22 protein-coding genes and 2 tRNA genes are annotated in these 23,006 nt (G+C 71.6%); 3 read left to right on the forward strand and 21 right to left on the reverse strand.

The window, feature by feature from the left end:
• Positions 1-294: 294 nt before the first annotated feature.
• The 6 genes from P8A18_RS09905 to P8A18_RS09930 form a co-directional block, all read right to left on the reverse strand.
• The gene (locus P8A18_RS09905) at positions 295-1,140 is read right to left on the reverse strand and encodes a DegV family protein (protein ID WP_018551629.1); all 846 of its coding nucleotides are present in this window, start codon (positions 1,138-1,140) and stop codon (positions 295-297) included.
• Positions 1,141-1,393: 253 nt separating this feature from the next.
• Positions 1,394-2,107, reverse strand: coding sequence for a hypothetical protein (locus P8A18_RS09910; protein ID WP_306060793.1), 714 nt, complete (start codon positions 2,105-2,107; stop codon positions 1,394-1,396).
• A 153-nt stretch (positions 2,108-2,260) separates the two neighbouring features.
• A complete protein-coding gene (gene leuS, locus P8A18_RS09915) occupies positions 2,261-5,134 on the reverse strand; it encodes a leucine--tRNA ligase (protein WP_306053508.1) in 2,874 nt (957 codons plus the stop codon).
• A 294-nt stretch (positions 5,135-5,428) separates the two neighbouring features.
• Positions 5,429-5,501: transfer RNA gene (locus P8A18_RS09920), tRNA-Ala, on the reverse strand.
• A gap of 114 nt (positions 5,502-5,615) precedes the next feature.
• On the reverse strand, positions 5,616-5,849 hold the full coding sequence (locus P8A18_RS09925; RefSeq protein WP_018103228.1) for a hypothetical protein: 234 nt from the start codon (positions 5,847-5,849) through the stop codon (positions 5,616-5,618).
• Between the two features lie 133 nt (positions 5,850-5,982).
• Positions 5,983-7,461 carry an MFS transporter gene (locus P8A18_RS09930; protein ID WP_306053510.1) on the reverse strand — a complete coding sequence of 493 codons (1,479 nt, stop codon included), beginning with the start codon at positions 7,459-7,461 and terminating at the stop codon, positions 5,983-5,985.
• Between the two features lie 102 nt (positions 7,462-7,563).
• Here P8A18_RS09930 and P8A18_RS09935 point away from each other — a divergent pair, with 102 nt between their 5' ends.
• Entirely contained in the window at positions 7,564-8,526 is a 963-nt protein-coding gene (locus tag P8A18_RS09935) for a helix-turn-helix transcriptional regulator (RefSeq protein ID WP_306053512.1), read from the forward strand.
• Positions 8,527-8,548: 22 nt separating this feature from the next.
• Here the strand turns inward: P8A18_RS09935 and P8A18_RS09940 are convergent.
• From P8A18_RS09940 to P8A18_RS09970, 7 genes are all read right to left on the reverse strand, one after another.
• Positions 8,549-8,621, reverse strand: a tRNA-Ala gene (locus P8A18_RS09940).
• A gap of 117 nt (positions 8,622-8,738) precedes the next feature.
• On the reverse strand, positions 8,739-9,392 hold the full coding sequence (locus P8A18_RS09945; protein ID WP_306060794.1) for a histidine phosphatase family protein: 654 nt from the start codon (positions 9,390-9,392) through the stop codon (positions 8,739-8,741).
• Positions 9,389-9,820, reverse strand: a complete 432-nt coding sequence (gene rsfS / locus P8A18_RS09950; protein WP_018551624.1) for a ribosome silencing factor — start codon at positions 9,818-9,820, stop codon at positions 9,389-9,391. Before rsfS ends, P8A18_RS09945 begins: the two co-directional genes overlap by 4 nt.
• Before the next feature lie 143 nt (positions 9,821-9,963).
• Positions 9,964-11,742, reverse strand: a complete 1,779-nt coding sequence (locus P8A18_RS09955) for an LCP family protein (RefSeq protein ID WP_306053514.1) — start codon at positions 11,740-11,742, stop codon at positions 9,964-9,966.
• 19 nt (positions 11,743-11,761) lie between these two features.
• On the reverse strand, positions 11,762-12,379 hold the full coding sequence (gene nadD / locus P8A18_RS09960; RefSeq protein WP_306053515.1) for a nicotinate-nucleotide adenylyltransferase: 618 nt from the start codon (positions 12,377-12,379) through the stop codon (positions 11,762-11,764).
• A gap of 38 nt (positions 12,380-12,417) precedes the next feature.
• Positions 12,418-12,582 (reverse strand): hypothetical protein, encoded by a 165-nt coding sequence (locus P8A18_RS09965; RefSeq protein ID WP_018551621.1) that lies wholly within the window; start codon positions 12,580-12,582, stop codon positions 12,418-12,420.
• Positions 12,583-12,665: 83 nt separating this feature from the next.
• Positions 12,666-12,818: a hypothetical protein gene (locus P8A18_RS09970; protein WP_018551620.1), complete on the reverse strand. Its 153-nt coding sequence runs from the start codon at positions 12,816-12,818 to the stop codon at positions 12,666-12,668.
• A 112-nt stretch (positions 12,819-12,930) separates the two neighbouring features.
• On the opposite strand from P8A18_RS09970, the gene P8A18_RS09975 reads away from it, so the two are divergent.
• Positions 12,931-14,058 (forward strand): M48 family metallopeptidase, encoded by a 1,128-nt coding sequence (locus P8A18_RS09975; RefSeq protein ID WP_306053517.1) that lies wholly within the window; start codon positions 12,931-12,933, stop codon positions 14,056-14,058.
• Here P8A18_RS09975 and P8A18_RS09980 read toward each other — a convergent pair.
• From P8A18_RS09980 to proB, 5 genes are all read right to left on the reverse strand, one after another.
• Positions 13,982-15,109, reverse strand: a complete 1,128-nt coding sequence (locus tag P8A18_RS09980; RefSeq protein WP_306053519.1) for an SCO2583 family membrane protein — start codon at positions 15,107-15,109, stop codon at positions 13,982-13,984. The two genes, P8A18_RS09975 and P8A18_RS09980, sit on opposite strands and share 77 nt — an antisense overlap.
• 135 nt (positions 15,110-15,244) lie before the next feature.
• Positions 15,245-15,841, reverse strand: coding sequence for an SCO2584 family spore wall biosynthesis protein (locus P8A18_RS09985; RefSeq protein WP_306053521.1), 597 nt, complete (start codon positions 15,839-15,841; stop codon positions 15,245-15,247).
• 64 nt (positions 15,842-15,905) lie between these two features.
• Positions 15,906-17,189, reverse strand: a complete 1,284-nt coding sequence (locus P8A18_RS09990) for a glutamate-5-semialdehyde dehydrogenase (protein ID WP_306053523.1) — start codon at positions 17,187-17,189, stop codon at positions 15,906-15,908.
• Between the two features lie 81 nt (positions 17,190-17,270).
• Complete coding sequence (locus P8A18_RS09995; RefSeq protein ID WP_306053525.1) at positions 17,271-17,771, reverse strand: DUF8830 family protein; 501 nt, start codon at positions 17,769-17,771, stop codon at positions 17,271-17,273.
• A 141-nt stretch (positions 17,772-17,912) separates the two neighbouring features.
• Entirely contained in the window at positions 17,913-18,998 is a 1,086-nt protein-coding gene (proB, locus tag P8A18_RS10000) for a glutamate 5-kinase (RefSeq protein ID WP_018551614.1), read from the reverse strand.
• Between the two features lie 237 nt (positions 18,999-19,235).
• Here proB and P8A18_RS10005 point away from each other — a divergent pair, with 237 nt between their 5' ends.
• Complete coding sequence (locus P8A18_RS10005) at positions 19,236-19,889, forward strand: dTDP-4-dehydrorhamnose 3,5-epimerase family protein (protein WP_306053526.1); 654 nt, start codon at positions 19,236-19,238, stop codon at positions 19,887-19,889.
• Here the strand turns inward: P8A18_RS10005 and rfbD are convergent.
• From rfbD to P8A18_RS10020, 3 genes are read right to left on the reverse strand one after another with little or no spacing between them, the layout of a single operon-like run.
• Positions 19,870-20,736 carry a dTDP-4-dehydrorhamnose reductase gene (gene rfbD, locus P8A18_RS10010; RefSeq protein ID WP_306060797.1) on the reverse strand — a complete coding sequence of 289 codons (867 nt, stop codon included), beginning with the start codon at positions 20,734-20,736 and terminating at the stop codon, positions 19,870-19,872. The two genes, P8A18_RS10005 and rfbD, sit on opposite strands and share 20 nt — an antisense overlap.
• A gap of 32 nt (positions 20,737-20,768) precedes the next feature.
• Positions 20,769-21,761 carry a dTDP-glucose 4,6-dehydratase gene (gene rfbB, locus P8A18_RS10015; RefSeq protein ID WP_306053528.1) on the reverse strand — a complete coding sequence of 331 codons (993 nt, stop codon included), beginning with the start codon at positions 21,759-21,761 and terminating at the stop codon, positions 20,769-20,771.
• Positions 21,758-22,828 carry a glucose-1-phosphate thymidylyltransferase gene (locus P8A18_RS10020; RefSeq protein ID WP_306060799.1) on the reverse strand — a complete coding sequence of 357 codons (1,071 nt, stop codon included), beginning with the start codon at positions 22,826-22,828 and terminating at the stop codon, positions 21,758-21,760. Before P8A18_RS10020 ends, rfbB begins: the two co-directional genes overlap by 4 nt.
• Between the last annotated feature and the right edge of the window lie 178 nt (positions 22,829-23,006).

The following is a 23,006-nucleotide window of genomic DNA, read 5'->3' on the forward strand; positions in this document are numbered from 1 at the left end:
CGCCCGGCTGCGGGCAGCCGCGGCCAGCGCCGCCGCCTCGGTGCGGCCCGTGGTCCGGCGCCGCCGGCCGGGGCCGGGGCCCGTCGCTCGCCGGAAGCGCCCGTCGGAAGCCGGGGCGCGTCCGGGCCCGCTGCCGGGTCCGGCCCCCGGTCCGCCGGGTCCGCTGGTTGCACGATGTGATCGGGAAGCCATGCCTCACGACGCTAGGCAGTTCCGCCAAAACCCGCTGAGCGCCAGTGATTTCAGTGGAAAACCGGATCGTTGTGCATAACTCGGCCACTCCGGAGAGTGAAGTCAGCGCGGCGAGACAACCGCGCCCAGCAGCCCCGGGCCGGTGTGCGCGCCGATCACCGCGCCCACCTCGCTGACATGCAGATCCACCAGCGCGGGCACCCGTTCCCGCAGCCGCTCGGCCAGCCGCTCGGCCCGCTCCGGAGCCGCCAGGTGGTGGACCGCGATGTCCACCCGCCCGCTGCCCGCGCGTTCGACGACGATCTCCTCCAGCCGGGCGATGGCCCTGGAGGCCGTCCGCACCTTCTCCAGCAGTTCGATCCGGCCGCCGTCCAGCTGGAGCAGGGGCTTCACGGCGAGGGCCGAGCCGAGCAGGGCCTGCGCGGTGCCGATCCGGCCGCCTCGGCGCAGGTAGTCCAGGGTGTCGACGTAGAAGTAGGTGGAGGTGCCCGACGCGCGCTTCTCGGCCGCCGCCACCGCCTCGTCCAGACCGCCGCCCGCCTCAGCCGTCTCAGCCGCCGAGAGGGCGCAGAAACCGAGGGCCATCGCGACCATCCCCGTGTCCACCACCCGCACCGGCACCGGAGCGTCCTTCGCCGCCAGCAGCGCCGCGTCGTACGTACCGGAGAACTCCGCGGACAGATGGAGCGAGACGATTCCGCTCGCACCGGCTTCGGCGGCGGCCCGGTATGTGCCGGCGAAGACCTCGGGGCTGGGGCGCGACGTCGTCACGGAGCGGCGCTTCTGGAGGGCGAGGGCCAGGGAACGGGCCGAGATCTCGGTGCCCTCTTCCAGGGCCTGGTCGCCCAGGACCACGGTCAGCGGCACCGCGGTGATGCCGTGCCGCTGCATCGCGTCGGGCGGCAGGTAGGCCGTGGAATCGGTGACGATCGCGACATGGCGGGACATGAGCGGGAGGTTACCCGCAGGGGCGGGGACTCGGCAGTCCGACCCCGCGCGATTGATCAGTCATGGTCGCTTCGCACCGCATCCTGCCACGCTCGGTCACCGATGGTCCCGGCGCACCCGGACGGTACCCGGGCGGGCCGGTCGCGGCAGCCGCGACCGCACCACACGGCACCGCACCGCACCACACGGCACCGCACCGCACCGCACCGCACGGCACCGCACCGCACGGCACCGCACCGCACCGCACCGACGCTCAGTTCGTGGTCTCGGGCCGGGCCGCCTTCTGCCACGGGTAGGTGGTGTGCTGCCGGGGGTCCCGAGCCGTGATGGCCTCCGGCGGTGTCCGGTCCCCGCCCGGCGCGTCCGGGGCCTCCGGTTCCCCGCCCCGGCCGGCCGGGCGTCCGGGCCGGGCCGCCGGCTCGTCCGTCGTCCAGTGCCGCAGCGCCCCGGCCTCCATGTCGATCTGTGCGTTCAGCGTCGACAGGTCGTCGTCGGCGAACTGACGGGCCCGGTCCCGGGCGGCCCAGCGCAGCGAATCGGCGGACCCGGTGATCCGCTCGGTGCGTTCCTTCAGGCCCGGCAGCCGGGCCGCGACCGTCGCCTTGTCCGGCTCGCGCTCCAGCGCCTTCAGCTCCTCGTCCAGCTCCCGGCCGTGCACCCCGAGCCGCTCGAACAGGCCCAGGGACTCCGAGAGCGAGGCGTCCTCCGCCAGACCCGCCCGCAGCGCCTCCTGCGTGGCACGCATCGACGTACGCAGCGAGAGGCGGAGCTGCGCCAGCTCGGCGCCCACGCCCAGCTGTCCGTAGCTCTTCGCCCGCAGGGTGGTGTCCTCGACGGTGCGGCGGGCCTGCGTGATCGTCCGGTCCACGCCGCGCTTGGCCGCCCCGACGGCCTTGACGGTCGCGTAGACGCCCAGAGCCATGAAGGCGACGACGAGCAGCCCCAGGATCAGGATCACGGCTTCCACTCCCATGAGCGCCCCTCGGATCGTGTGACGGCCTCCGGCACGCGTTCACCGGTCGCCTCCACCGTAAACGCAACGGGCAGGTTGGGGGTCCTGTCCGAACCCCCAACCTGCCCGTAGGGGAAAGCCCTCACGCCTTCCCCACCGCGGCCGTGGCTATGCGGGAACGATGTTCACCAGCTTCGGCGCCCGGACGATCACCTTGCGGATACCGGCCCCGTCCAGCGCGGCGACGACGGCCGGATCGGCCAGGGCCAGTGCCTCCAGCTCCGCGTCCGTGACCGACGGGGAGATCTCCAGGCGCGCCTTGACCTTGCCCTTGATCTGCACCACGCAGGTCACGGTCTCGTCCACGACGTACGCCGGGTCGGCCACCGGGAAGTCCTGGTGCACGACCGACTCCGTGTGGCCCAGCCGGTGCCACAGCTCCTCGGCGATGTGCGGGGCCAGCGGCGCCACCAGCAGCACCAGGGCCTCGGCGACGGAGCGGGGCAGCGGGCCGCCCGCCTTCGTCAGGTGGTTGTTCAGCTCGGTGACCTTGGCGATGGCCGTGTTGAAACGCATGCCGGCCATGTCGCCGCCGACGCCGTCGATCGCCTTGTGCAGCGCGCGCAGCGTGTCCTCGCCGGGCTCGCCGTCCACGACGGTGACCTCGCCGGTCTCCTCGTCGACGATGTTGCGCCACAGCCGCTGCAGCAGCCTGTACTGGCCGACGACCGCACGCGTGTCCCAGGGCCGCGACACGTCCAGGGGACCCATCGCCATCTCGTACAGACGCAGGGTGTCCGCGCCGTACTCGCCGCAGATCTCGTCGGGCGTCACGGCGTTCTTCAGGGACTTGCCCATCTTGCCCAGGACGCGGGAGACCTTCTCGCCCTGGTAGTAGTAGGCCCCGTCGCGCTCCTCGACCTCGGCCGCCGGGACCGCGATGCCACGGCTGTCCCGGTAGACGAACGCCTGGATCATGCCCTGGTTGTACAGCTTGTGGAACGGCTCGGCGGACGAGACGTGGCCCAGGTCGTGCAGCACCTTGGACCAGAAGCGGGCGTACAGCAGGTGCAGAACGGCGTGCTCCGCACCGCCCACGTACAGGTCGACGCCCCCGGTCGGCTGCCCCTCGCGCGGGCCCATCCAGTACTCCTCGATCGCCGGGTCGACCAGCTTCTCGGAGTTGTTCGGATCCAGGTAGCGCAGCTCGTACCAGCAGGAACCGGCCCAGTTGGGCATGGTGTTCGTCTCGCGGCGGTACTTCTTCGGGCCGGCGCCGTCGCCCAGGTCCAGCGTGACGTCGACCCAGTCGGCGTTGCGCGACAGCGGGGTCTCGGGCTGGGTGTCGGCGTCGTCCGGGTCGAAGGTGCGCGGCGAGTAGTCGTCGACCTCGGGCAGCTCCAGCGGCAGCATCGACTCGGGCAGCGGGTGGGCGATGCCCTCCTCGTCGTACACGATCGGGAAGGGCTCGCCCCAGTAGCGCTGGCGGCTGAACAGCCAGTCGCGCAGCCGGAAGTTGACGGTGCCCTCGCCGACGCCGTGCTCCTTCAGCCACTCGGTGATCCGGGCCTTGGCCTCGGTGACGCCCAGGCCGTTCAGGGATGCCTCGTCGTTGGCGGAGTTCACCAGCTTCGCGTCGTACGAACCGAAGGCGTCCTGCCACGTCGAGGCATCCGTGCCGCGGTCGTCGGACGGCTCGACCACACAGCGCATCGGCAGCTCGAAGGCGCGCGCGAAGGCGAAGTCGCGCGCGTCGTGCGCCGGTACGGCCATGATCGCGCCGGTGCCGTAGCCCATCAGGACGTAGTCGGCGATGAAGACGGGGATCTTCTCGCCGCTGACGGGATTGGTGGCGTACGCGCCGGTGAAGACGCCCGTCTTGTCCTTGGCCTCGGCCTGCCGCTCGACGTCGGACTTGGCCGCCGCCTGCTTGCGGTACGCGGTGACCGCCTCGGCCGGGGAGGCGTGGCCGCCCGTCCAGACCGGGTGCGTGCCCTCGGGCCAGGCGGCGGGGATGATCCGCTCGACCAGCTCGTGCTCCGGCGCCAGCACCATGTACGTGGCGCCGAACAGGGTGTCCTGGCGGGTGGTGAAGACGGTGATGCTGCCCGCGCCGTCGACCGGGAAGTCGACCCGCGCACCCTCGGAACGGCCGATCCAGTTGCGCTGCTGCAGCTTGATGGCCTCGGGCCAGTCCAGCCCGTCCAGATCGTTCAGCAGCCGGTCGGCGTAGGCCGTGATGCGCATGTTCCACTGGCGCAGCTTGGCCTTGAAGACGGGGAAGTTGCCGCGCTCGGAGCGGCCGTCCGCGGTGACCTCCTCGTTGGCCAGGACGGTGCCCAGGCCGGGCGACCAGTTGACCGGGGCGTCGGAGGCGTAGGCCAGCCGGTAGTCACCCAGCAGGTCCGCGCGCTCGGCGGCGCTCAGCTCGCTCCAGTCACGGCCGTCCGGGGTGGCGCGCTCGCCGCTCTCGAACTGGGCGACCAGCTCGGCGATCGGCCGGGCCCGGTCCGCCTCGGTGTCGTACCAGGAGTTGAAGATCTGCAGGAAGATCCACTGGGTCCACTTGTAGTACTCGGACTCGATCGTGGCGAACGAGCGGCGCTTGTCGTGGCCCAGGCCCAGCCGGCGCAGCTGCGCCGTCATGTTCTCGATGTTGGCCTCGGTCGAGATCCGCGGGTGGGTGCCGGTCTGGACGGCGTACTGCTCCGCGGGCAGGCCGAAGGCGTCGAAGCCCAGGGTGTGCAGGACGTTGTGGCCGGTCATCCGCTGGTGGCGGGCGAAGACATCGGTGGCGATGTAGCCCAGCGGGTGGCCGACGTGCAGCCCCGCACCCGAGGGGTACGGGAACATGTCCATGATGAACTTCTTCGGCTTGGCGGCCAGCTCCGGGTCGCCCGCCAGGTCACCGGTCGGGTTGGGCGCCTCGTACGTGCCCTCGGCGTCCCAGAAGTCCTGCCAGCGTGCCTCGATGTCGGCGGCCATCGCTGCCGTATAGCGGTGCGTCGCAGCGACGTCGGCTGCGGAATTCGTCTCGCTCATGATCCTCAAAGCTCCATCGATCGTCATCTGCCGGCGCCCACGTTTACGGACACTCGTCCACGGAAACGAAAAATCCCCTCGCACAGGAGGGGACGCCGCGCCGATGCCGACCAGGCATTCTCACCGGTCGGGACTGATCAGCGCGGCTCGCTAAGCAGAAGGCCTACGGCACGCATGGCGTCAGGGTACCGCACGGACCCGGTCCACCTCCGGGCGGTTGTCCCCGCCGGACTCCGCGCACACGGAACAGCGGGCCATCCGAACCGGATGACCCGCTGTGTTCCTTCTTCACTGTGGAGCTAAGGAGAATTGAACTCCTGACCTCTTGCATGCCATGCAAGCGCTCTACCAACTGAGCTATAGCCCCTCGTTGCGCCGCCCGGTCTCCCTGGCGACATCGAGAACAGTACCGGTCACCCCGGCCGTCCACCAAATCGATTCCGGTCCATCCGGTTTTCACCGGCCGGAGGCGGGGAAGCCGTCACGCCGTGGCGAAGGAGTAGAAGCGTTTGAGGGTGCAGTGCTCCTCCAGGAGCCGGCCGTAGATCGGCTCCCCCTCCAGTTCCCGGTAGGTCTCGATGGGGTCGCCCTTTATGATCAGCGCCCGCGCGCACTCCTCGCACCAGTACTGGTAGTCGGCGTTGACGGGGTCCATGTCCCTGACGATGGGCGTACCGCTGCCGCACCAGTCGCACTTCCGCCTGTGTGCACCCATGGGTCAGCTCCGGCTCCGGCGGACGAGTGGCGGCTTCGGGACCTCGTGGCGGCTCCCAGGCATCGCGCACACCCTCCCGTTCGGTCCGTCGCCCCCTCCGGCGGTCCGATTCTGCCATGACCCCGCGACACGGTCAGCCCGCCGCAGTCCGCACCGGCCGCCGTCGCCGTACGAACCCCGCCGCGGCACCCACGCACGCGGCCCCCGCCAGCACCAGCTCGCACACCCACAGCGCCTCCCCCGACGCGTGCGGCCCAGGCACCGCAAGGCGGTTGAGGTAGAGCGTGCCGACCGTCGCGACACCGATGACCTGGCCCAGCTGCGTCACGGTGACCAGGACGCCACTGGCGTCGGCGGCGTCCTGCGGCCGTACGTTCGCCAGGGCACCCGCGAGGTTCGGGCTGAACGCGAGCGCCATGCCCGCCCCCATGAGCAGGAAACCCGCGTACAGCACGGCACCCCCGCCTCCACCGCTCCGCAGCGCGAGCCCGACGAGCGCGGCACCGGCCGCCATCAGGACGAAGCCGCCGGGAACCAGCGCGCTCCGGAGCCCGGCGGGCCACCGCCGCCAGGTCAGCCCGGCCGCGCCGAAGACCACCGCGGTCGGCGCGCACATCAGCCCCGAGCGCAGCGCCGAGTATCCGAGACCGCCCTGGAGGTGCAGGGTCAGCGTGAAGAGGAAGCCCGCGTTGGCGGCCATCACCAGCAGGATGCGCAGGGCGGCCAGGGAGATTCCGGGCAACCGGAGCACACGGGGCGCGATCAGGGGCGCACCGCCGCGCGCGGCGAGCCTCGTCTCGTACAGCACGAAGCCGGTGAGGACCGCCGCGCAGGCGAGCAGGCTGATCCAGGTCCAGTCCGGCCAGCCCAGCTCCTGGCCGAGCACCAGCGGGACGGTCAGCAGGGTGACCCCCACGGCGAGCACGACGAGCCCCACCGGGTCGAAGCCGCGCGCCCGCGCCTCCTGCCTGGCCCGCCCGGTACGGGGTTCGCCCGGCAGCACCCGGACGCCGAGCCACAGCAGGGCCAGCCCGATCGGCACGTTGACCAGGAAGACCGGCCGCCAGCCCGCCCCGAACAGGTCGGCGCTCACCAGCACCCCGCCGACCACCTGTCCCGCCGCTGCCCCGACGGCCAGGACGGCGCTGTAGGCACCGATCGCGCGGACCCTGGCCGCCCCGGTGAAGTGCTGCTGGATCAGGCTGAGCACCTGCGGGATCATCACCGCGGCGCCCGCCCCCTGGATCACCCGGAAGGCGATCAACTGGCCCTCCCCCGACGCCAGTCCGCAGGCCAGCGAGGCCGCGGTGAACACCGCGAGCCCGGCCAGATGCGCGCGGCCGTGCCCGAACACGCCCCCGAGCCGGGCGCCGGCGACGAGCAGGACGGCGTACGAGATGGTGTATCCGGCCACGACGAGCTGCAATCCGGCCGCGGAGGCGCCGAGTTCGGCGCGGATGGTCGGGGCGGCGACATTCACGATGAAGAGATCGAGCATGGCCATGAACTGGGCCGTCAGCACGACGGCGAGCAGCCGGCCGGGTCCCTTGTCAGTGGTGGGGTCTTTACTGGTGACGGAACGTGAGGCCGTCGTCTCGGATGTCGCGGTCATGGCCTCAAGGCTGGTGCCGGGCTCATACGGGTAACGAGAGCCCGTTGATGCTGGTACTGGCAGCACCTGGCAACACCCGGGTGAAGCACCGACGATGGGGGCGTGACGACGGTGACGACACAACAGCACACACGACGGGACACCCAGGCCGGGCGCGGCCGGGACGGACACGGACCGGCGCCCGGCCGGCGGCCCGAGCTCGCCGCCTTCCTGCGCAGCCGCCGGGCACGCGTGACCCCGGCCGACGTGGGCATGCCGCCGGGGCTGCGGCGCCGCACTCCGGGGCTGCGCCGCGAGGAGGTGGCCCAGCTCTCCGGCGTCGGCGTCACCTGGTACACCTGGCTGGAACAGGGCCGCCCGATCAACGCGTCCCCGCAGGTCCTGGACGCGGTGGCGCGGACGCTGCGGCTGGACCCGCCCGAGCGCGAGCACCTCTACCAACTGGCCGGGGTCGCCTTCATTCCGGGCCGGGAGTCCGACACGCTGGAGGTCGGCGAGGAGATCCAGGGCATCATCGACGCGCTCGACCCGCACCCGGCGGTCGTCTACAACGCGCGCTACGACGTGCTGGCGACCAACGCCGCCTACCGAGACCTCTTCGGCGTCCCCCACATGGACGAGACCCGGGCGCGCAACGTGCTGTGGACGCTGTTCACGACGCCGGAGCGGACCTGCCCGGTCGTCCACCGCACCCAGGAGCTGCCCCTGATGGTGGCGACCCTGCGCAGTGGCTACGGACGCCATGCGGGCGAGCCGGCCTGGGAGTCGTTCATCGAGGCGCTCTCGGCGGCCAGCCCGTACTTCACGAAGCTGTGGCGCAGCGGGGACGTCGTCCCGCCGGGGCGGCGCGTGAAGACCTTCCGGCACTGGGCGGTGACCGGCGACATACGGCTGACGTCGGTCTCCCTGACCGTCAACGGACTGCCCGAGTGCCGGATCGTCGCGTACACACCGGCCGACGAGGACAGCGTGGGGCGGCTGGCGACGCTGCGCACGCGCCGTCGGGGGCCGTGCGGGACGGGGGCCCGGGAAGGGGGCGCGGCAAGCAGAAATCCCGCCCCCTGACCGGGGACGGGATTTCCGATTGTGGAGCTAAGGAGAATTGAACTCCTGACCTCTTGCATGCCATGCAAGCGCTCTACCAACTGAGCTATAGCCCCGCTGTCCGCTGTGTTTCCCTGCGCTTCCGCGCTGCGAACAAGAAGAACTCTAGCCTGTGACCAGCCGGAAAGTGAAATCCGGCCGCGGCCTCCCGGAGGCGGTCCGGGGAGGACCGGTCAGGCGTCGTCGCCGAGCACCGGCTGAGGCAGGGTGCCCGCGTTGTGCTCCAGCAGACGCCAGCCGCGGGCGCCCTCGCCCAGCACGGACCAGCAGCAGTTGGAGAGCCCGCCGAGCCCCTCCCAGTGGTGCGCCTCCAGGCCCAGCAGCCGGCCGATGGTGGTCCGGATGGTGCCGCCGTGGCTGACGACGACGAGCGTGCCGTCGTCGGGCAGTTTGTCGGCGTGCGCGAGCACCACGGGGGCGGCCCGGTCGGCGACCTCGGTCTCCAGCTCGCCGCCGCCGCGCCGCACGGGCTCGCCGCGCTTCCAGGCGGCGTACTGCTCGCCGTAGCGCTCCACGATCTCCTCGTGGGTCAGGCCCTGCCAGGCGCCCGCGTACGTCTCACGCAGCCCCGGGTCGTACGTGACGTCGAGCCCGGTGACCGCGGCGAGCTCGGCGGCCGTGGCCGCGGCCCGCCGCAGGTCGGAGGCCACAATCGTGTCCGGCTTCAGCGAGGCGAGCAGCCGGGCGGCCCGTCGGGCCTGGGCGAAGCCGGACTCGGTGAGATCGATGTCCGTCGAGCCCTGGAAGCGGCGCTCCAGGTTCCACGCGGTCTGGCCGTGCCGCCAGAGGACGATCCTGCGGCCCCTGCCGCTTCTGCTGCCGTTCAGTGCTGGTCCCCTTCCGTACCGCCGTTGAGCTCCGCGTGCTCAGCGGCCTTGCCGCGGGTCTTCACCGCGTCCTCGGGCAGAGCGATCTCGGGGCAGTCCTTCCAGAGCCGCTCCAGCGCGTAGAAGACGCGCTCCTCGCTGTGCTGGACGTGGATGACGATGTCGACGTAGTCGAGGAGGATCCACCGGGCGTCGCGGTCGCCCTCGCGGCGGACCGGCTTGGCGCCGAGCTCCTTCTGGAGCCGCTCCTCGATCTCGTCGACGATCGACTTGACCTGGCGGTCGTTGGGGGCCGAGGCCAGCAGGAATGCGTCGGTGATCGACAGCACATCGCTGACGTCGTACGCGATGATGTCGTGCGCGAGCCGGTCGGCGGCCGCCTGCGCGGCGGCGTTGATGAGCTCGATGGAGCGGTCCGTGGCGGTCACAAGCAGGCTTTCGTCGTCGGTCGGATAGACCCCTAGGGTCTCACGGGGAACCGACAGTCCACGCAGTCGTATTCCGGGGAGGCCCGGAAGCCTCTCGCGGGGAGGGCCGGGGCCGAGCCCGGCCCCGGCCCTCCCCGCCGCGGCTACTCGGCCTTGGCCTTGACCTTGTAGTCCTGGCCGAGGAGGACGGACACGTCCGCGTTCCCGGCCGGCTTGCCCTTCTGCACCGTGCTCGTCGGCAGTCCGAGGGTCTTGGCGACCTCGGTCGCCTTCTCCTTGTCCGCCGCCTCCGCGTAGACGACCTGCGAGGTGGCCACCGCGTCGGCCGTCCCGCCGTTGACGAAGGCGAAGCCGCCGTTGACCAGCTTGCCCCGGGCGGACTCGGTGCCGCCGGTGTCACCGGTGGCGTTCTTGATCCCGACCCGGATCACCCCGTCCGCGGAAGGCGCCTTGACCGCGCCGCCCAGGATGTCCTTGACGACGCTCTCCGTGGCCGCGTCGGTGAGGGTGCCGTCGTCCTGGACCGGCAGCACCGCCGTCTTGTAGGCGCCGATCTTGGCGTGTTCGGCCAGCTTCGCCAGCGAGGCCCCGAGGTCCTTCTCGGGCAGCGACGGGTCCAGGATCTGGGCCAGCGTCTGCACGGTGACCGTCGCGGCCTTCGGGTCGTCGGACAGCTTCCGCAGCACCCCGCGTATGACCTGCCCGAACCGCGTCAGCTGCTTGGTCTCGGCCTCGTCGGAACCGCGGTACGTGGCGTAGGCGACGGCCATCGTGCCGCTGAGGGTCTGCCCCTCACCCTTCTCCACCAGGTCGCCCTCGCCCTTCTTGGCGCCCGGCACAGCGGTGTCGGTGTCGACCTCGATGTTGCCCACCAGGTCGACGAGGTTCTCCAGGTACGGGGTGTCGAGCCGCCAGGTGCCGCTGATGTCGGTGCCGAGCAGCGTGTCCAGGGACTCCCGGGTCCCGGACGTCCCGTCGTCCTCCACCGACTTGCCGAGCGTGGTGGTGGTCCCGTCCTCGTCGGAGACGGCGAGGGAGTTGGGGAGCAGGACGGTGGTCCCCTGCTTGGTGGTGACGTTGTCCACGAGCAGGGCGGTGGACGTGCCGCCGCCCTTGGTGTTGTGGAGGTGGACCACGATGACGTCCCGGCGCTGCGGACCGGTCGTCGCGGTGTTCTCCTTCTCCCCGCCCGACATGCCGGGGAGTTTGTCCGCGGACCACAGGTAGCCGACGCCGCCGAGCACGGCCAGGGCCGCCACGACGATCAGCGCGACGATCCGGTTGCGGCCCCGGCGGCGCGCTTCCTCTCGGCGCTCGCTGCGGCTCTCGGTGAACTTGAGCCAGTCGATGACGTCTTCGGAGTCCTCGTCGGGCTCCTCGATGAAGGAGAACTGCTCGGTGCGGTAGTCCTGGTCCTGGCCCGCGCGCCGCTGCCCGGGGACGGCCGCCTCGGGCGCCGGCTGCGGTTCGGGCTCCGGAGGGGCCGCCGGAGCCTCGGGGGCGGGCGCGGGGGCCTGCTGCGGGACGCTCCACTGCTGGGTCGTGTCGACAGCGGCGGGCTGCTGCCCGGTGTCGTAGCCGTATCCGTCGTAGCCGTAGCCCTGCTGCGGCGCCTGGTGGTGCTGCGGGGGCGCGTAGGGGTCGTACTGCTGCGGCGGCGGGGCCGGGGGCTGCTGCTGGGCGTACGGGTCGTACCCGTATCCCTGGCCGCCGCCCTGCGGGGCCTGCTGCGGAGGCTGCTGGTACTGCTGTTGCTGATGAGGCTGCTGATCCTGATGAGGCTGCTGCTGATGAGGCTGCTGGGCGTACGGGTCGTACTGCTGCTGACCCGGCTGCTGGTACACCGGCTGCCCGTACTCGTCGTAGCCGATGATCTGCGGCTGCTGGTAGTACGGGTCGTACGGGTTCTGTCGGTCGTTCACCGGTGCCCCTTTCCGTGGCTCACTCGCCGCGGTACAGCTGGCGCTTGTCGATGTAGCGGACCACACCGTCCGGCACGAGATACCAGACCGGCTCCCCCTCGGCCACCCTCGCGCGGCAGTCCGTCGAGGAGATCGCCAGCGCGGGCACCTCCACCAGGGAGACGCCGCCCTTCGGCAGCCCGTCGTCCGTGAGCACATGGCCCGGCCGGGTCACACCGATGAAGTGCGAGAGCGAGAACAGTTCGTCGGCGTCGCGCCAGGTGAGGATCTGGGAGAGCGCGTCGGCGCCGGTGATGAAGAAGAGGTCCGCGTCGCCGTGGACCGCGCGCAGATCCCGCAGGGTGTCGATCGTGTACGTGGGGCCCTTGCGGTCGATGTCGCTCCGGCTGACCGAGAACTGGGGGTTCGACGCCGTCGCGATGACCGTCATCAGATAACGGTCCTCCGCCGGGGAGACGTGCTTGTGGCTCTTCTGCCACGGCTGCCCGGTCGGCACGAAGATCACCTCGTCGAGGTGGAACTGGGCGGCCACTTCACTGGCCGCCACCAGGTGTCCATGATGGATCGGGTCGAATGTCCCGCCCATCACGCCGAGTCGGCGTTTTCCGGGGCCGGTAGGCACTTCCTGCTCTCCCATGCGTGCAGAGCCTACTGGCACAGCTGTACGCCTCGGCCTCAGCGGTCGCGGTTGAAGCGCGTGGTGATCCACAGAAGGAGGAGAAGCGCGACAAACGCACCGCCGCCGGTGAGGAGCGGCTGGAGGCTGTTGTGGTTACCGCCGTGCTCCGCGCCCTCGGCGGCGACGGTGACCAGCTGGTGTGCGGTGCTCGTGAGGCTCATCTTCGGCAGGACCTATCGATCGGGAGTCGGGGGAAGACGTCGCGGACATCGTATGCGGGGGCCTCGGGCACGCTCACGCCGACTCAGTCGTTGGTGTCGTCGTTGCGGTATCCGCGCAGCAGGAACCAGGCCAGCAGGGCGGCTCCCACGAGGGAGACGATGAGCACGATACGAATCGTGTTGCCCGGCCCCTGCTCGTCGGACGCGGCGGCGAGCAGAGCAACGGTATGCGGCATGTCGGGCGTCTCCTCAGTTATCCACAGCCCCCCGCACACCGTAGCCCCAGCGCCTAGGCTGGGCGGCGTCAGGGGGCGAGCGACGTCTCGTACGAACACAGGGGGCCCATCCATGACCGACAGCAGCCACGAGAACCACGAGCGCGTGCCGAGCAGGCAGCGCAAGCGTTTCCCGGGGATCTCCTCCCGGGCCTACGAGCACCCCGCGGACCGCTCGGCCCTGGTCGCCCTGCGCAAGCTGAGCGGCTTCGACACCGTCTTCAAGGCGCTGAGCGGGCTGCTGCCGGAGCGCAGTCTGCGACTTCTCTTCCTGTCGGACTCCGTCCGGGTGAGCGACGCCCAGTTCTCGCATCTCAACGACATGCTGCGCGACGCCTGCTACATCCTGGACCTGGAGAAGGTCCCGCCGATGTACGTCAACCAGGACCCCCGGCCCAACGCCATGTGCATCGGACTCGACGAGCCGATCATCGTGGTGACCACCGGGCTGGTGGAACTGCTCGACGAGGAGGAGATGCGGGCGGTCGTCGGCCACGAGGTCGGGCACGCCCTCTCCGGCCACGCCGTGTACCGCACGATCCTGCTCTTCCTCACCAGCCTGGCGCTCAAGGTGGCGTGGATTCCGCTGGGCAACGTCGCGATCATGGCGATCGTGACGGCGCTGCGCGAGTGGTTCCGCAAGTCGGAGCTGTCGGCGGACCGGGCCGGGCTGCTGGTCGGGCAGGACTCGCAGGCGTCGATGCGCGGCCTGATGAAGATCGCCGGCGGCAACCACCTCCACGAGATGAACGTGGACGCCTTCCTCGCCCAGGCCGACGAGTACGAGAAGGCAGGCGACCTGCGTGACTCCGTCCTCAAGATCCTCAACGTGCTGCCGCGCTCGCACCCCTTCACCACGGTCCGCGCGGCGGAGCTGAAGAAGTGGTCCGAGACCCGCGACTACCAGCGGATCATGGACGGCCACTACCCGCGGCGCGACGAGGACAAGGACACCTCGGTGACGGACTCGTTCAAGGAGTCCGCCTCGCACTACGCCGATTCGGTGCGCAACAGCAAGGACCCGCTGATGAAGCTGGTCGGCGACATAGCCGGTGGCGCCGGGGACCTGGGCGGGAAGCTGCGGGACAAGTTCACCGGCGGGGGCGGTGGCGCCAAGGGCGGTGCTACGGGCGGCTCCGCGCCGTCGTCGGAGACGGAGGGCCCGGAGGATTCCCAGGGGCCCGGGACGGCAGGGAGCTGACCTCCAGCGTCCCGCAGAGCGCGGCCACGGGCCGGCCCGTGGCGTACGGGTCGGTGCCCGCCGGGCCCCGGGACGCCGCCCGCTCGCCCGCCAGCAGGGGGCGCAGCGCGGCCGCTGTGTCGGCGGGGCAGGACTGCGGTCCCGCCTGGAGGTAGCTGGTCAGCACCTCCAGGCGGTGCAGCCGCAGGTCCTCCCGGTCGAACCGGAAGCGCAGCTCCCGCCGCACGGTGAACAGCGAGGCGCCGCCCTCCTGCCGGGGCCCGGAGACGGCGGGGCGCAGCGCGTACGTGAAGGTGTGGTCGGAGACCACCTCCAGGGTGTCGGTCCCCGTCTGGGCGTAGCGCAGGGTGCCCCGGACCCTGACCTCGGGGTCCGGGGTGACCTTGGCCGGGTCGAAGCGTACGAGCCAGCCGGTCGCGGCGTGCTGCCCGTCGTCGTAGGGCTCGGAGACGCTGCGGTCGAACTGCTCCATCTGGTCGGGGTCGAGCAGTGCTTCCACCGGGCGCACCACGTTCCCGCTGAGCACGTCGGGGTCGAGCGAGGAGGCGACCAGGTAGTCCTTGGCGGTGGCCAGGGCGGCGGTGACCTGGTTCTCGGAGAAGTCAGCCGTGCCCCGGGCGGCCGGGGCGTTGATGCCGTCCTTGCCCTTCGGGTATTCGGCGGCGGCGCTGCTCGCGAAGAGGGCGGCCGGGGTGCCGGCGGGGACGGTGCCGCGGGGGGCGAGGGGGACGACGGTCATCCGCAGCGGTTCGGCCCGCCGGCCCGCCGGGCTCTCGTAGGGGTGGCGCAGGCCCATGAAGACGGCGGTGCCGAAGGCCATGGCGATCAGGATCATCAGGGCGAGCGCGAGCCGGGAGCCGTTGCGAAAGGACCGCCCGTGCAGGCTGCGGACGGCGCGGGCGTGCTCGCCCATGCGTTCCTGGGCGGAGAATTCCTGCAGCCGGGCGGCTCGCACGAAGGACTCGTCGAAGACGAGTGAGCCGTATTCGTCGTCCTGACCGCTCGCGCCGTTCTCCGCCGGGCCATCGGGTGGGTCTCCGCGGTGTGCCATGACTTCTCCCGACTCCGTGAGAAGTCCCCTCGTCGAGCGCGTGAGGGGTCATACCTTCAGGGTGGGTCGATCACGACGACCGTAAACGCGACGACGGCCGGCAACCACCGGAGAGTCTCGCCGGGTGCGCGGGGCTCAGGGGGTGCGCGGGACGGCGGAGACCATCGGGCGGGAGTGGCCGTTCGCGTCGGAGGGGGCGGAGGTGGCTCCCGGGGCGCTGTCCACGCCCGTGGTGGCGGGCGGCGGGGCGGGGTCCTGGCGGTCGCCGGAGGTGTTGCGGTAGACGGCGCTGAAGGCGAGGGCGACCATGCCGACGCCCATCAGGACGGCGAGCAGCCAGGCGATCGGCCGGTGCCAGCGGGCCGCACCCCGGTAGGGGCGCAGGGAGCCGCCGTGGCGGCCGTAGGGCCCGTCGTCGTAGGCGCCGTCCTCGTCCGCGTCGAGCCGGTCGTCGTAGCCGTACGGGCCGCCGTAGCCGCCCGGTCCGTAGCCGTCGTCGTACAGCTCGTCGTCCGGGGGGCCGCCGCGGGCGCCGGCGCGCCGGGCATCGGCCTCGGCGCGCGCTTCGGCGGCCGCCAACAGCCGCTCGACGGCGGTCGGTTCGTGGAACTCGGCGGCCCGTACGAAGTCCTCGTCGAACACCACGGAGGCGAAGTCCTCGTCCGCGCCTCCGCGGTCGTCGTCGGGCTCCCAGCCGTTCGGATACGGCTTGCCCCCCACGTCGTCCGGCACGACTTCAGACTAGCCCCGGCGGGGCGCTTTGGGCAGGGAGACGGCGCATTCGCGCCTCACGGGCTCACCTCACGTGGCCGTCGCCGGTCACGATGTACTTCGTGGACGTCAGTTCCGGCAGCCCCATCGGGCCCCTGGCGTGCAGTTTCTGTGTGGAGATGCCGATCTCGGCGCCGAATCCGAACTGGCCTCCGTCGGTGAAGCGCGTCGAGGCGTTGACGGCGACCGTGGTCGAATCCACCAACTGGGTGAAGCGGCGGGCCGCGGCCTGCGAGGTGGTCACGATCGCCTCGGTGTGCCCGGAGGACCAGAGCCGGATGTGCGCCACGGCCGCGTCCAGCGACTCCACGACGGCCGCCGCGATGTCGTACGAGAGGTACTCGGTCTCCCAGTCCTCCGGCGTCGCCGCCACCACGGTGGCCTTGGAGCCCTCGGCGTACTCCACCACCCTTTCGTCGCCGTGCACGGTCACCCCGGCCTCGGCCAGGGCGTCCAGGGCGCGCGGCAGGAAGGCGTCGGCGATGTCCTTGTGGACGAGGAGGGTCTCGGCGGCGTTGCAGACGCTGGGGCGCTGGGCCTTGGAGTTGACCAGGATCTCGACGGCCATGTCGAGGTCGGTCCGCGCGTCCACGTACACGTGGCAGTTGCCGGTGCCGGTCTCGATGACGGGGACGGTGGACTCCTCGACCACTGTGCGGATCAGCGAGGCGCCGCCGCGCGGGATGAGGACGTCGACCAGTCCTCGCGCGCGCATCAGCTCCCGCACGGAGTCGCGGTTCTCACCGGGCACCAGCTGCACCGCGTCGGCCGGGAGGCCGGAGCCGCCGACCGCGTCGCGCAGCACCCGCACCAGGGCGGTGTTCGAGGCGAAGGCGGAGGACGAGCCGCGCAGCAGGACGGCGTTGCCCGACTTCAGGCAGAGGGCCGCGGCGTCCACCGTCACATTGGGCCGGGCCTCGTAGATGATCCCGACGACGCCGAGCGGCACCCGGACCTGGCGCAGGTCGATGCCGTTGGGCAGGGTCGAGCCGCGCACGACCTCGCCGACCGGGTCGGGCAGCGCGGCGACGTCCCGTACGTCGGCGGCGATGGCGCGGATGCGCTCCGGGGTGAGGGTCAGCCGGTCGACGACCGATTCGCTGGTCCCCGCCTCACGGGCGCGCGCCACGTCCTCGGCGTTGGCCTGGAGGATGTCGCTCGTCCGTACTTCGAGCGCGTCAGCGATCGCCAGCAGCGCGTCGTCCTTCGCCGCGCGCGGAAGTGGCGCGATGTCGGCGGCTGCGGAGCGGGCCCGGTAGGCGGCCTGGGCCACCGGAGACATGTTGTCGTACGGCGAAAGCGTGGTCATGCCCGCAGAGTAGTGCGCACGCTGCGGGCATTCCTCACGTATCCCGTGATGCGAGACGGCCGTCCCGCGACGGCCGCCGCGTCAGTACGGGTGGACGCCGACCGGGGCCGCCGGGGGCGGTCCGTATCCCTCGGCGACGCGCTGGTGGTAGGTCTCGCGGTCGATGACTTCGAGGCCGACGATCACCCAGGGCGGCAGGCCGGCGCTGGAGCGGTGCTCGCCCCACAGCCGCAGGGCCACCGCCGCCGCGTCGTGCAGGTCGCGGGCCTCCTCCCAGTAGCGGATCTCCGCGTGGTCGTTGGCATAACGGCTGGTCAGCAGGAACGGGTGGTCGTGCGCGAGCTGTTCGAGGCCGCGTCTGATCTCCTTCAGCGGGAACTCGGTCCCGGAGACGCAGAGCGTGACGTGCCACAGCTTCGACTGCACGTGCTCCTGGCCGGCCGGTGTCGGCTCCGGCCGGGCGGTGTGCTCGTCCCTCCGGTCCGCGGGTCCGCTCCCCTCGAAACCGGTCCCCGCTCCCACGCTGGTCAGGGTGCGGCCACCCGTTCCTCGGGGCGGCGCCCCCGGGCGCGCTCGTCTCACCGGCGGCCTCCTGTGATGTGTTGCTTTGCTGTACCCCGCAGTTTCCCTGCTACAAAGTGGACCAGTCCGGGGCCCGGTGTGGGGTGGTTTTCGTGAAGCTCTCTGTCCGATGGCTGGACTTTCAGCCGTTTCAGGGGTCCGTCAGGCGTGCAGGACGACGAGATCGTCCCTGTGTACGACCTCGCGTTCGTAGGCGGGGCCGAGGTCCCGGGCGAGGTCGCGGGTGGAACGGCCGAGGAGCTGCGGGATCTCCTTGGCGTCGAAGTTGACGAGCCCGCGTGCCACCGGCCGGCCGCGCAGATCCCGCAGCTCCACCGGTTCACCCGCGGTGAACTCGCCCTCGACCGCCGCGATCCCGGCCGGCAGCAGCGAGCTGTGCCGTTCCACGACCGCCTCGACGGCGCCGTCGTCCAGGGTGAGCGAGCCCTGCGGGGTGGAGGCGTGGGCGAGCCAGAGCAGCCGGCCGGCCGAGCGGCGTCCGGTGCGGTGGAAGTAGGTGCCGGTGTCGCGTCCGGCCAGCGCGTCGGCGGCGTGGCTCGCGGAGGTGAGGACGACCGGGATGCCGGCGGCCGTGGCGATCCGGGCGGCCTCCACCTTGGTGACCATGCCGCCGGTGCCGACGCCCGCCTTGCCCGCGCTGCCGATGCTGACGCCCGCCAGGTCGGCGGGGCCGGTGACCTGGGCGATGCGGGTGGTGCCGGGGATGCTCGGGTCGCCGTCGTAGAGGCCGTCCACGTCGGAGAGCAGGACCAGCAGGTCGGCGCGGACGAGGTGGGCGACGAGCGCGGCGAGCCGGTCGTTGTCGCCGAAGCGGATCTCGTCGGTGGCGACGGTGTCGTTCTCGTTGACGACGGGCAGCGCGCCCATGTCCAGGAGCTGGTCGAGGGTGCGGTAGGCGTTGCGGTAGTGGGCGCGGCGGCTGGTGTCGTTGCTGGTCAGCAGGACCTGGCCGACGCGGACGCCGTAGCGGGCGAAGGAGGCGGTGTAGCGGGCGACGAGCAGTCCCTGGCCGACGCTGGCGGCGGCCTGCTGGCGCGCCAGGTCCCTGGGCCTGCGGTGCAGTCCGAGCGGGGCGAGCCCGGCGGCGATGGCGCCGCTGGAGACGAGGACGACCTCCCGCTCGCCGCCGTCTCGGACCTTGGCGAGTACGTCGACGAGGGCGTCGACCCGGTCGGCGTCGAGGCCGCCCGCGGCGGTGGTGAGGGAGGAGGAACCGACCTTGACCACGACCCTGCGGGCTTCCGTGACGCCCTGCCTTGCCCCTGACACCCGCATCCCCCAAGGTTCGCTCGCTGGACCCCGCAATCTACGCGAGAGCGGAAAACGACGCCTTCGCATTCCGTACCGTGGACCCCGTTTCGCCCTCTTCGTCCCGTTCCGTGTCTGTTCGCCCCTACGGCTCGTTGCAGATGAGGTACCGGTGCCGTCCGAAGGCCCGGCTGATGGGGAAGAGGATGTGATCGCATGCGCCGGCTCTCCGTACCCGGGGCCTGGGTGCACGAGCCCGAGGTCATCCCGGACGGCCGCGGCAGCTTCCACGAGTGGTTCAGGGCGGCGGATCTCGCTGCGGCGGCCGGCCACGCGCTGGGGCTCGCGCAGGCCAACTTCTCGTGCTCGCGCCGGGGCACGCTGCGCGGGATCCACTTCGCGGACGTGCCGCCGGGTCAGGCGAAGTACGTGAAGTGCGTGCGGGGTGCGGTGCTCGACGTGATCGTGGACGTGCGCACCGGCTCACCCACGTACAGGCGGTGGGAGGGCGTGCGGCTCGACGACACCGATCACCGGGCGGTCTACCTCGCCGAGGGGCTGGGCCACGCCTTCGTGGCGCTGACGGACGACGCGTGCGTCCTCTACCTCTGCTCCGAGGGCTACGCGCCCGAGCGCGAGCACGGCATCGACCCGCTCGATCCGGACCTGGGCATCGAGTGGCCCGGGGACGTCGCGCCGCTGCTCTCCCCGAAGGACGCCTCGGCCCCCTCGCTCGCCGAGGCCGAGGCGCGGGGTCTGCTCCCCTCGTACGCCGCCTGCGAGGCGTACTACGCGCGGCTGCGGGTGGGTGGTCCCGCGCTCCCCGGGGTCCGGGCCGGCGAGCCTTCGCTCACCTCGCCCCGGCGCTGAGCGGACGTTCGGCGGCGAGCAGCGCGGGGAAGGCCTCGCCGATGGCCGTACGCCAGTCGCGGAGGGGTTCGATCCCGGCGGCCGCGAACCGGTCGTGCGCGAGCACGCTGCAGGCGGGCCGGGGCGCGGGGCGGGCGAAGGCGGCGCTGCTGGTCGGGCGGACGCGGTCCGGGTCGGCGCCCAGCAGCCGGAAGACCTCCCGGGCCAGCCCGTACCAGGTCGTCGAGCCGCCGTTGGTGCCGTGGTAGACGCCCGCCGGGGCGGTGCCGTCGAGCGCGGCACGGCCGAGGCGGACCAGCTGGGCGGCGAGATCGACGGTCCAGGTGGGCTGCCCGCGCTGGTCGTCCACCACGTCGAGGGTGTCCTTGGCCCCCTCCAGTTTGATCATCGTACGGACGAAGTTGGCGCCGCCCGCGCCGTACAGCCAGGCGGTGCGCACGACGTGGCCGGTGTCGGGCAGGGTTGCGAGGACGGCGCGTTCGCCGGCCAGTTTGGTGCGTCCGTAGGCGCTGCGCGGGGCGGTCGGGGCGTCCTCCGCGTAGGGCAGGACGGCGTCGCCCGCGAACACGTAGTCGGAGGAGACGTGCAGCAGGACGCTGCCGTACTCGCGGCAGGACGCGGCGAGTACGGCGGGTCCGGTGCCGTTGACCCGCAGCGCGGCCTCCTCCTGGCTCTCGGCGTCGTCGACGGCGGTCCAGGCGGCGCAGTTGACGACGACGGCGGGCCGGTGGACGGCGAACGCCTCACGGACCCGGGCCGGGTCGGCGATGTCCAGGGCCGCCCGGTCGGCGGCGACGACGGCGGCGTCCTCGCGGGCGAGCGCGGCCGTCAGGTCCCGGCCGAGCATGCCGCCGGCCCCGGTGACCAGCCAGCGGGGGCTCACAGGGCGGCCCTCTCCTTGAGCGGCTCCCACCAGGACCGGTTCTCGCGGTACCAGCGCACGGTCTCGGCGAGGCCGGTGCGGAAGTCCTTGCGGGGCGCGTAGCCCAGCTCCTCGCGGATCTTGGCGCAGTCCACCGAGTAGCGCCGGTCGTGGCCCTTGCGGTCCTCGACGTGGGTCACGTCGGTGTCCCAGTCGGCGTCGCACGCCTCCAGGAGCAGCCGGGTGAGTTCCTTGTTGGACAGCTCGGTGCCGCCGCCGATGTTGTAGACCTCACCGGGGCGGCCCTCGGTGCGGACGAGTTCGATGCCCTGGACGTGGTCGTCGATGTGCAGCCAGTCGCGTACATGGGCGCCGTCGCCGTAGAGCGGTACGGGCCGGCCCTCCAGGAGGTTGGTGACGAAGAGCGGGACGACCTTCTCGGGGAAGTGGTGGTGGCCGTAGTTGTTGGAGCAGCGGGTGACCCGCACGTCGAGGCCGTGGGTGCGGTGGTAGGCCAGGGCGATGAGGTCGCTGGATGCCTTGGACGCGGAGTACGGGGAGTTGGGCGCGAGGGGTTCGTCCTCGGTCCAGGAGCCCTCGTCGATGGAGCCGTAGACCTCGTCGGTGGAGACGTGGACGAAGGTGGCGATGCCAGCCTCGTGCGCGGCGTGGACCAGGGTGTGGGTGCCGACGACGTTCGTACGGACGAAGGCCGCGCCGCCGTCGATGGAGCGGTCGACGTGGGACTCGGCGGCGAGGTGCACCACCTGGTCGTGCCGGGCCATGAGGCGCGCGGCCAGGCCGGCGTCGCAGATGTCGCCGTGCACGAAGGCGAAGCCGGGGTGGCCGCGGACCTCCGCCAGGTTGGCCGGGTTGCCCGCGTAGGTGAGCTTGTCCAGGACGGTGACGGTGACGTCGCCGGGGCCGTCGGGGCCCAGCAGCGTGCGGACGTAGTGGGAGCCGATGAAGCCGGCGCCGCCGGTGACGAGGATGCGCGTGGGGTCGGTCATGAGGAGATCTGCACCTTGCTGTGGTCGCCGAGGACGAGACGGTGGGCGGACGGGCTGCGGGGCGCGGGGGTCACCTCGACGTCATGGCCGATCAGCGAGGCCTCCACGCGCCGCACCCCGTCGATCGAGGCGCCCCGCAGCACGATGGAGTACTCGATCTCGCTGTCCTCGATCCGGCAGTTCTGGGAGATGGAGGTGAACGGGCCGACGTAGGCGTCGCTGATGACCGAGCCGGTCCCGATGATGGCGGGCCCGACGATCCGGCTGCGGGTGACCCGGGCGCCCGGTTCGATCAGCACCCGGCCGATGATCTCGCTCTCGCCGTCGACGTGGGCGCCCTCGGTGCTCGGCTCCACGCTCTCCAGCACGGTCCGGTTGACCTCCAGCATGTCGGTGACGTTGCCGGTGTCCTTCCAGTAGCCCCGGATCGTGGTGGAGCGCACGTCGCGCTGCTGGTCGATGAGCCACTGGATGGCGTGGGTGATCTCCAGCTCGCCGCGCCAGGACGGCCGGATCGAGCGGACGGCCTCGTGGACGGCCCGGGTGAAGAGGTAGACGCCGACGAGCGCGAGGTCGCTCTTGGGGTACTCGGGCTTCTCCTCCAGGGCCACCACCCTGCCGTCCCCGTCCAGTTCCGCGACGCCGAAGGAGGTCGGGTCGGGCACCCGGGTCAGCAGGATCTGGGCGTCGGGCCGGTCCGCCCGGAACTCCTCGACCAGGCCGGCGATCCCGCCGACGATGAAGTTGTCGCCCAGGTACATGACGAAGTCGTCGTCGCCCAGGAAGCGGTGGGCGACCAGGACCGCGTGGGCGAGGCCGAGGGGCTCGGACTGCCGGATGTAGGTGACGTCGATGCCGAAGCGCGAGCCGTCGCCGACCGCCGCGCGGATCTCCTCCTCGGTGTCGCCCACGATGATGCCGACCTCGGTGATTCCGGCTTCCGCGATGGCCTCCAGGCCGTAGAAGAGGACCGGTTTGTTCGCCACCGGGACCAGTTGCTTGGCCGAGGTGTGGGTGATGGGGCGGAGCCGGGTGCCTGCCCCACCGGCGAGTACGAGAGCCTTCACAGTTTCTGCCCCCACGATGAGATGTGGCCGATGAGACGGCGGTCCTGTCGCGGCTGCGACCTACCGGCGACCTTACTGAGATCTATCGCCCCATCCAGGACAAAACGTCACCGGCCCACCCATTGCCGACACATCCGGAGGAAAAGTGGCGATCTCCCGTAACCGGCCGGCCGTGACC

The sequence above is a fragment of the Streptomyces sp. Mut1 genome (genome assembly GCF_030719295.1).
Lineage (GTDB): Bacteria > Actinomycetota > Actinomycetes > Streptomycetales > Streptomycetaceae > Streptomyces > Streptomyces castrisilvae.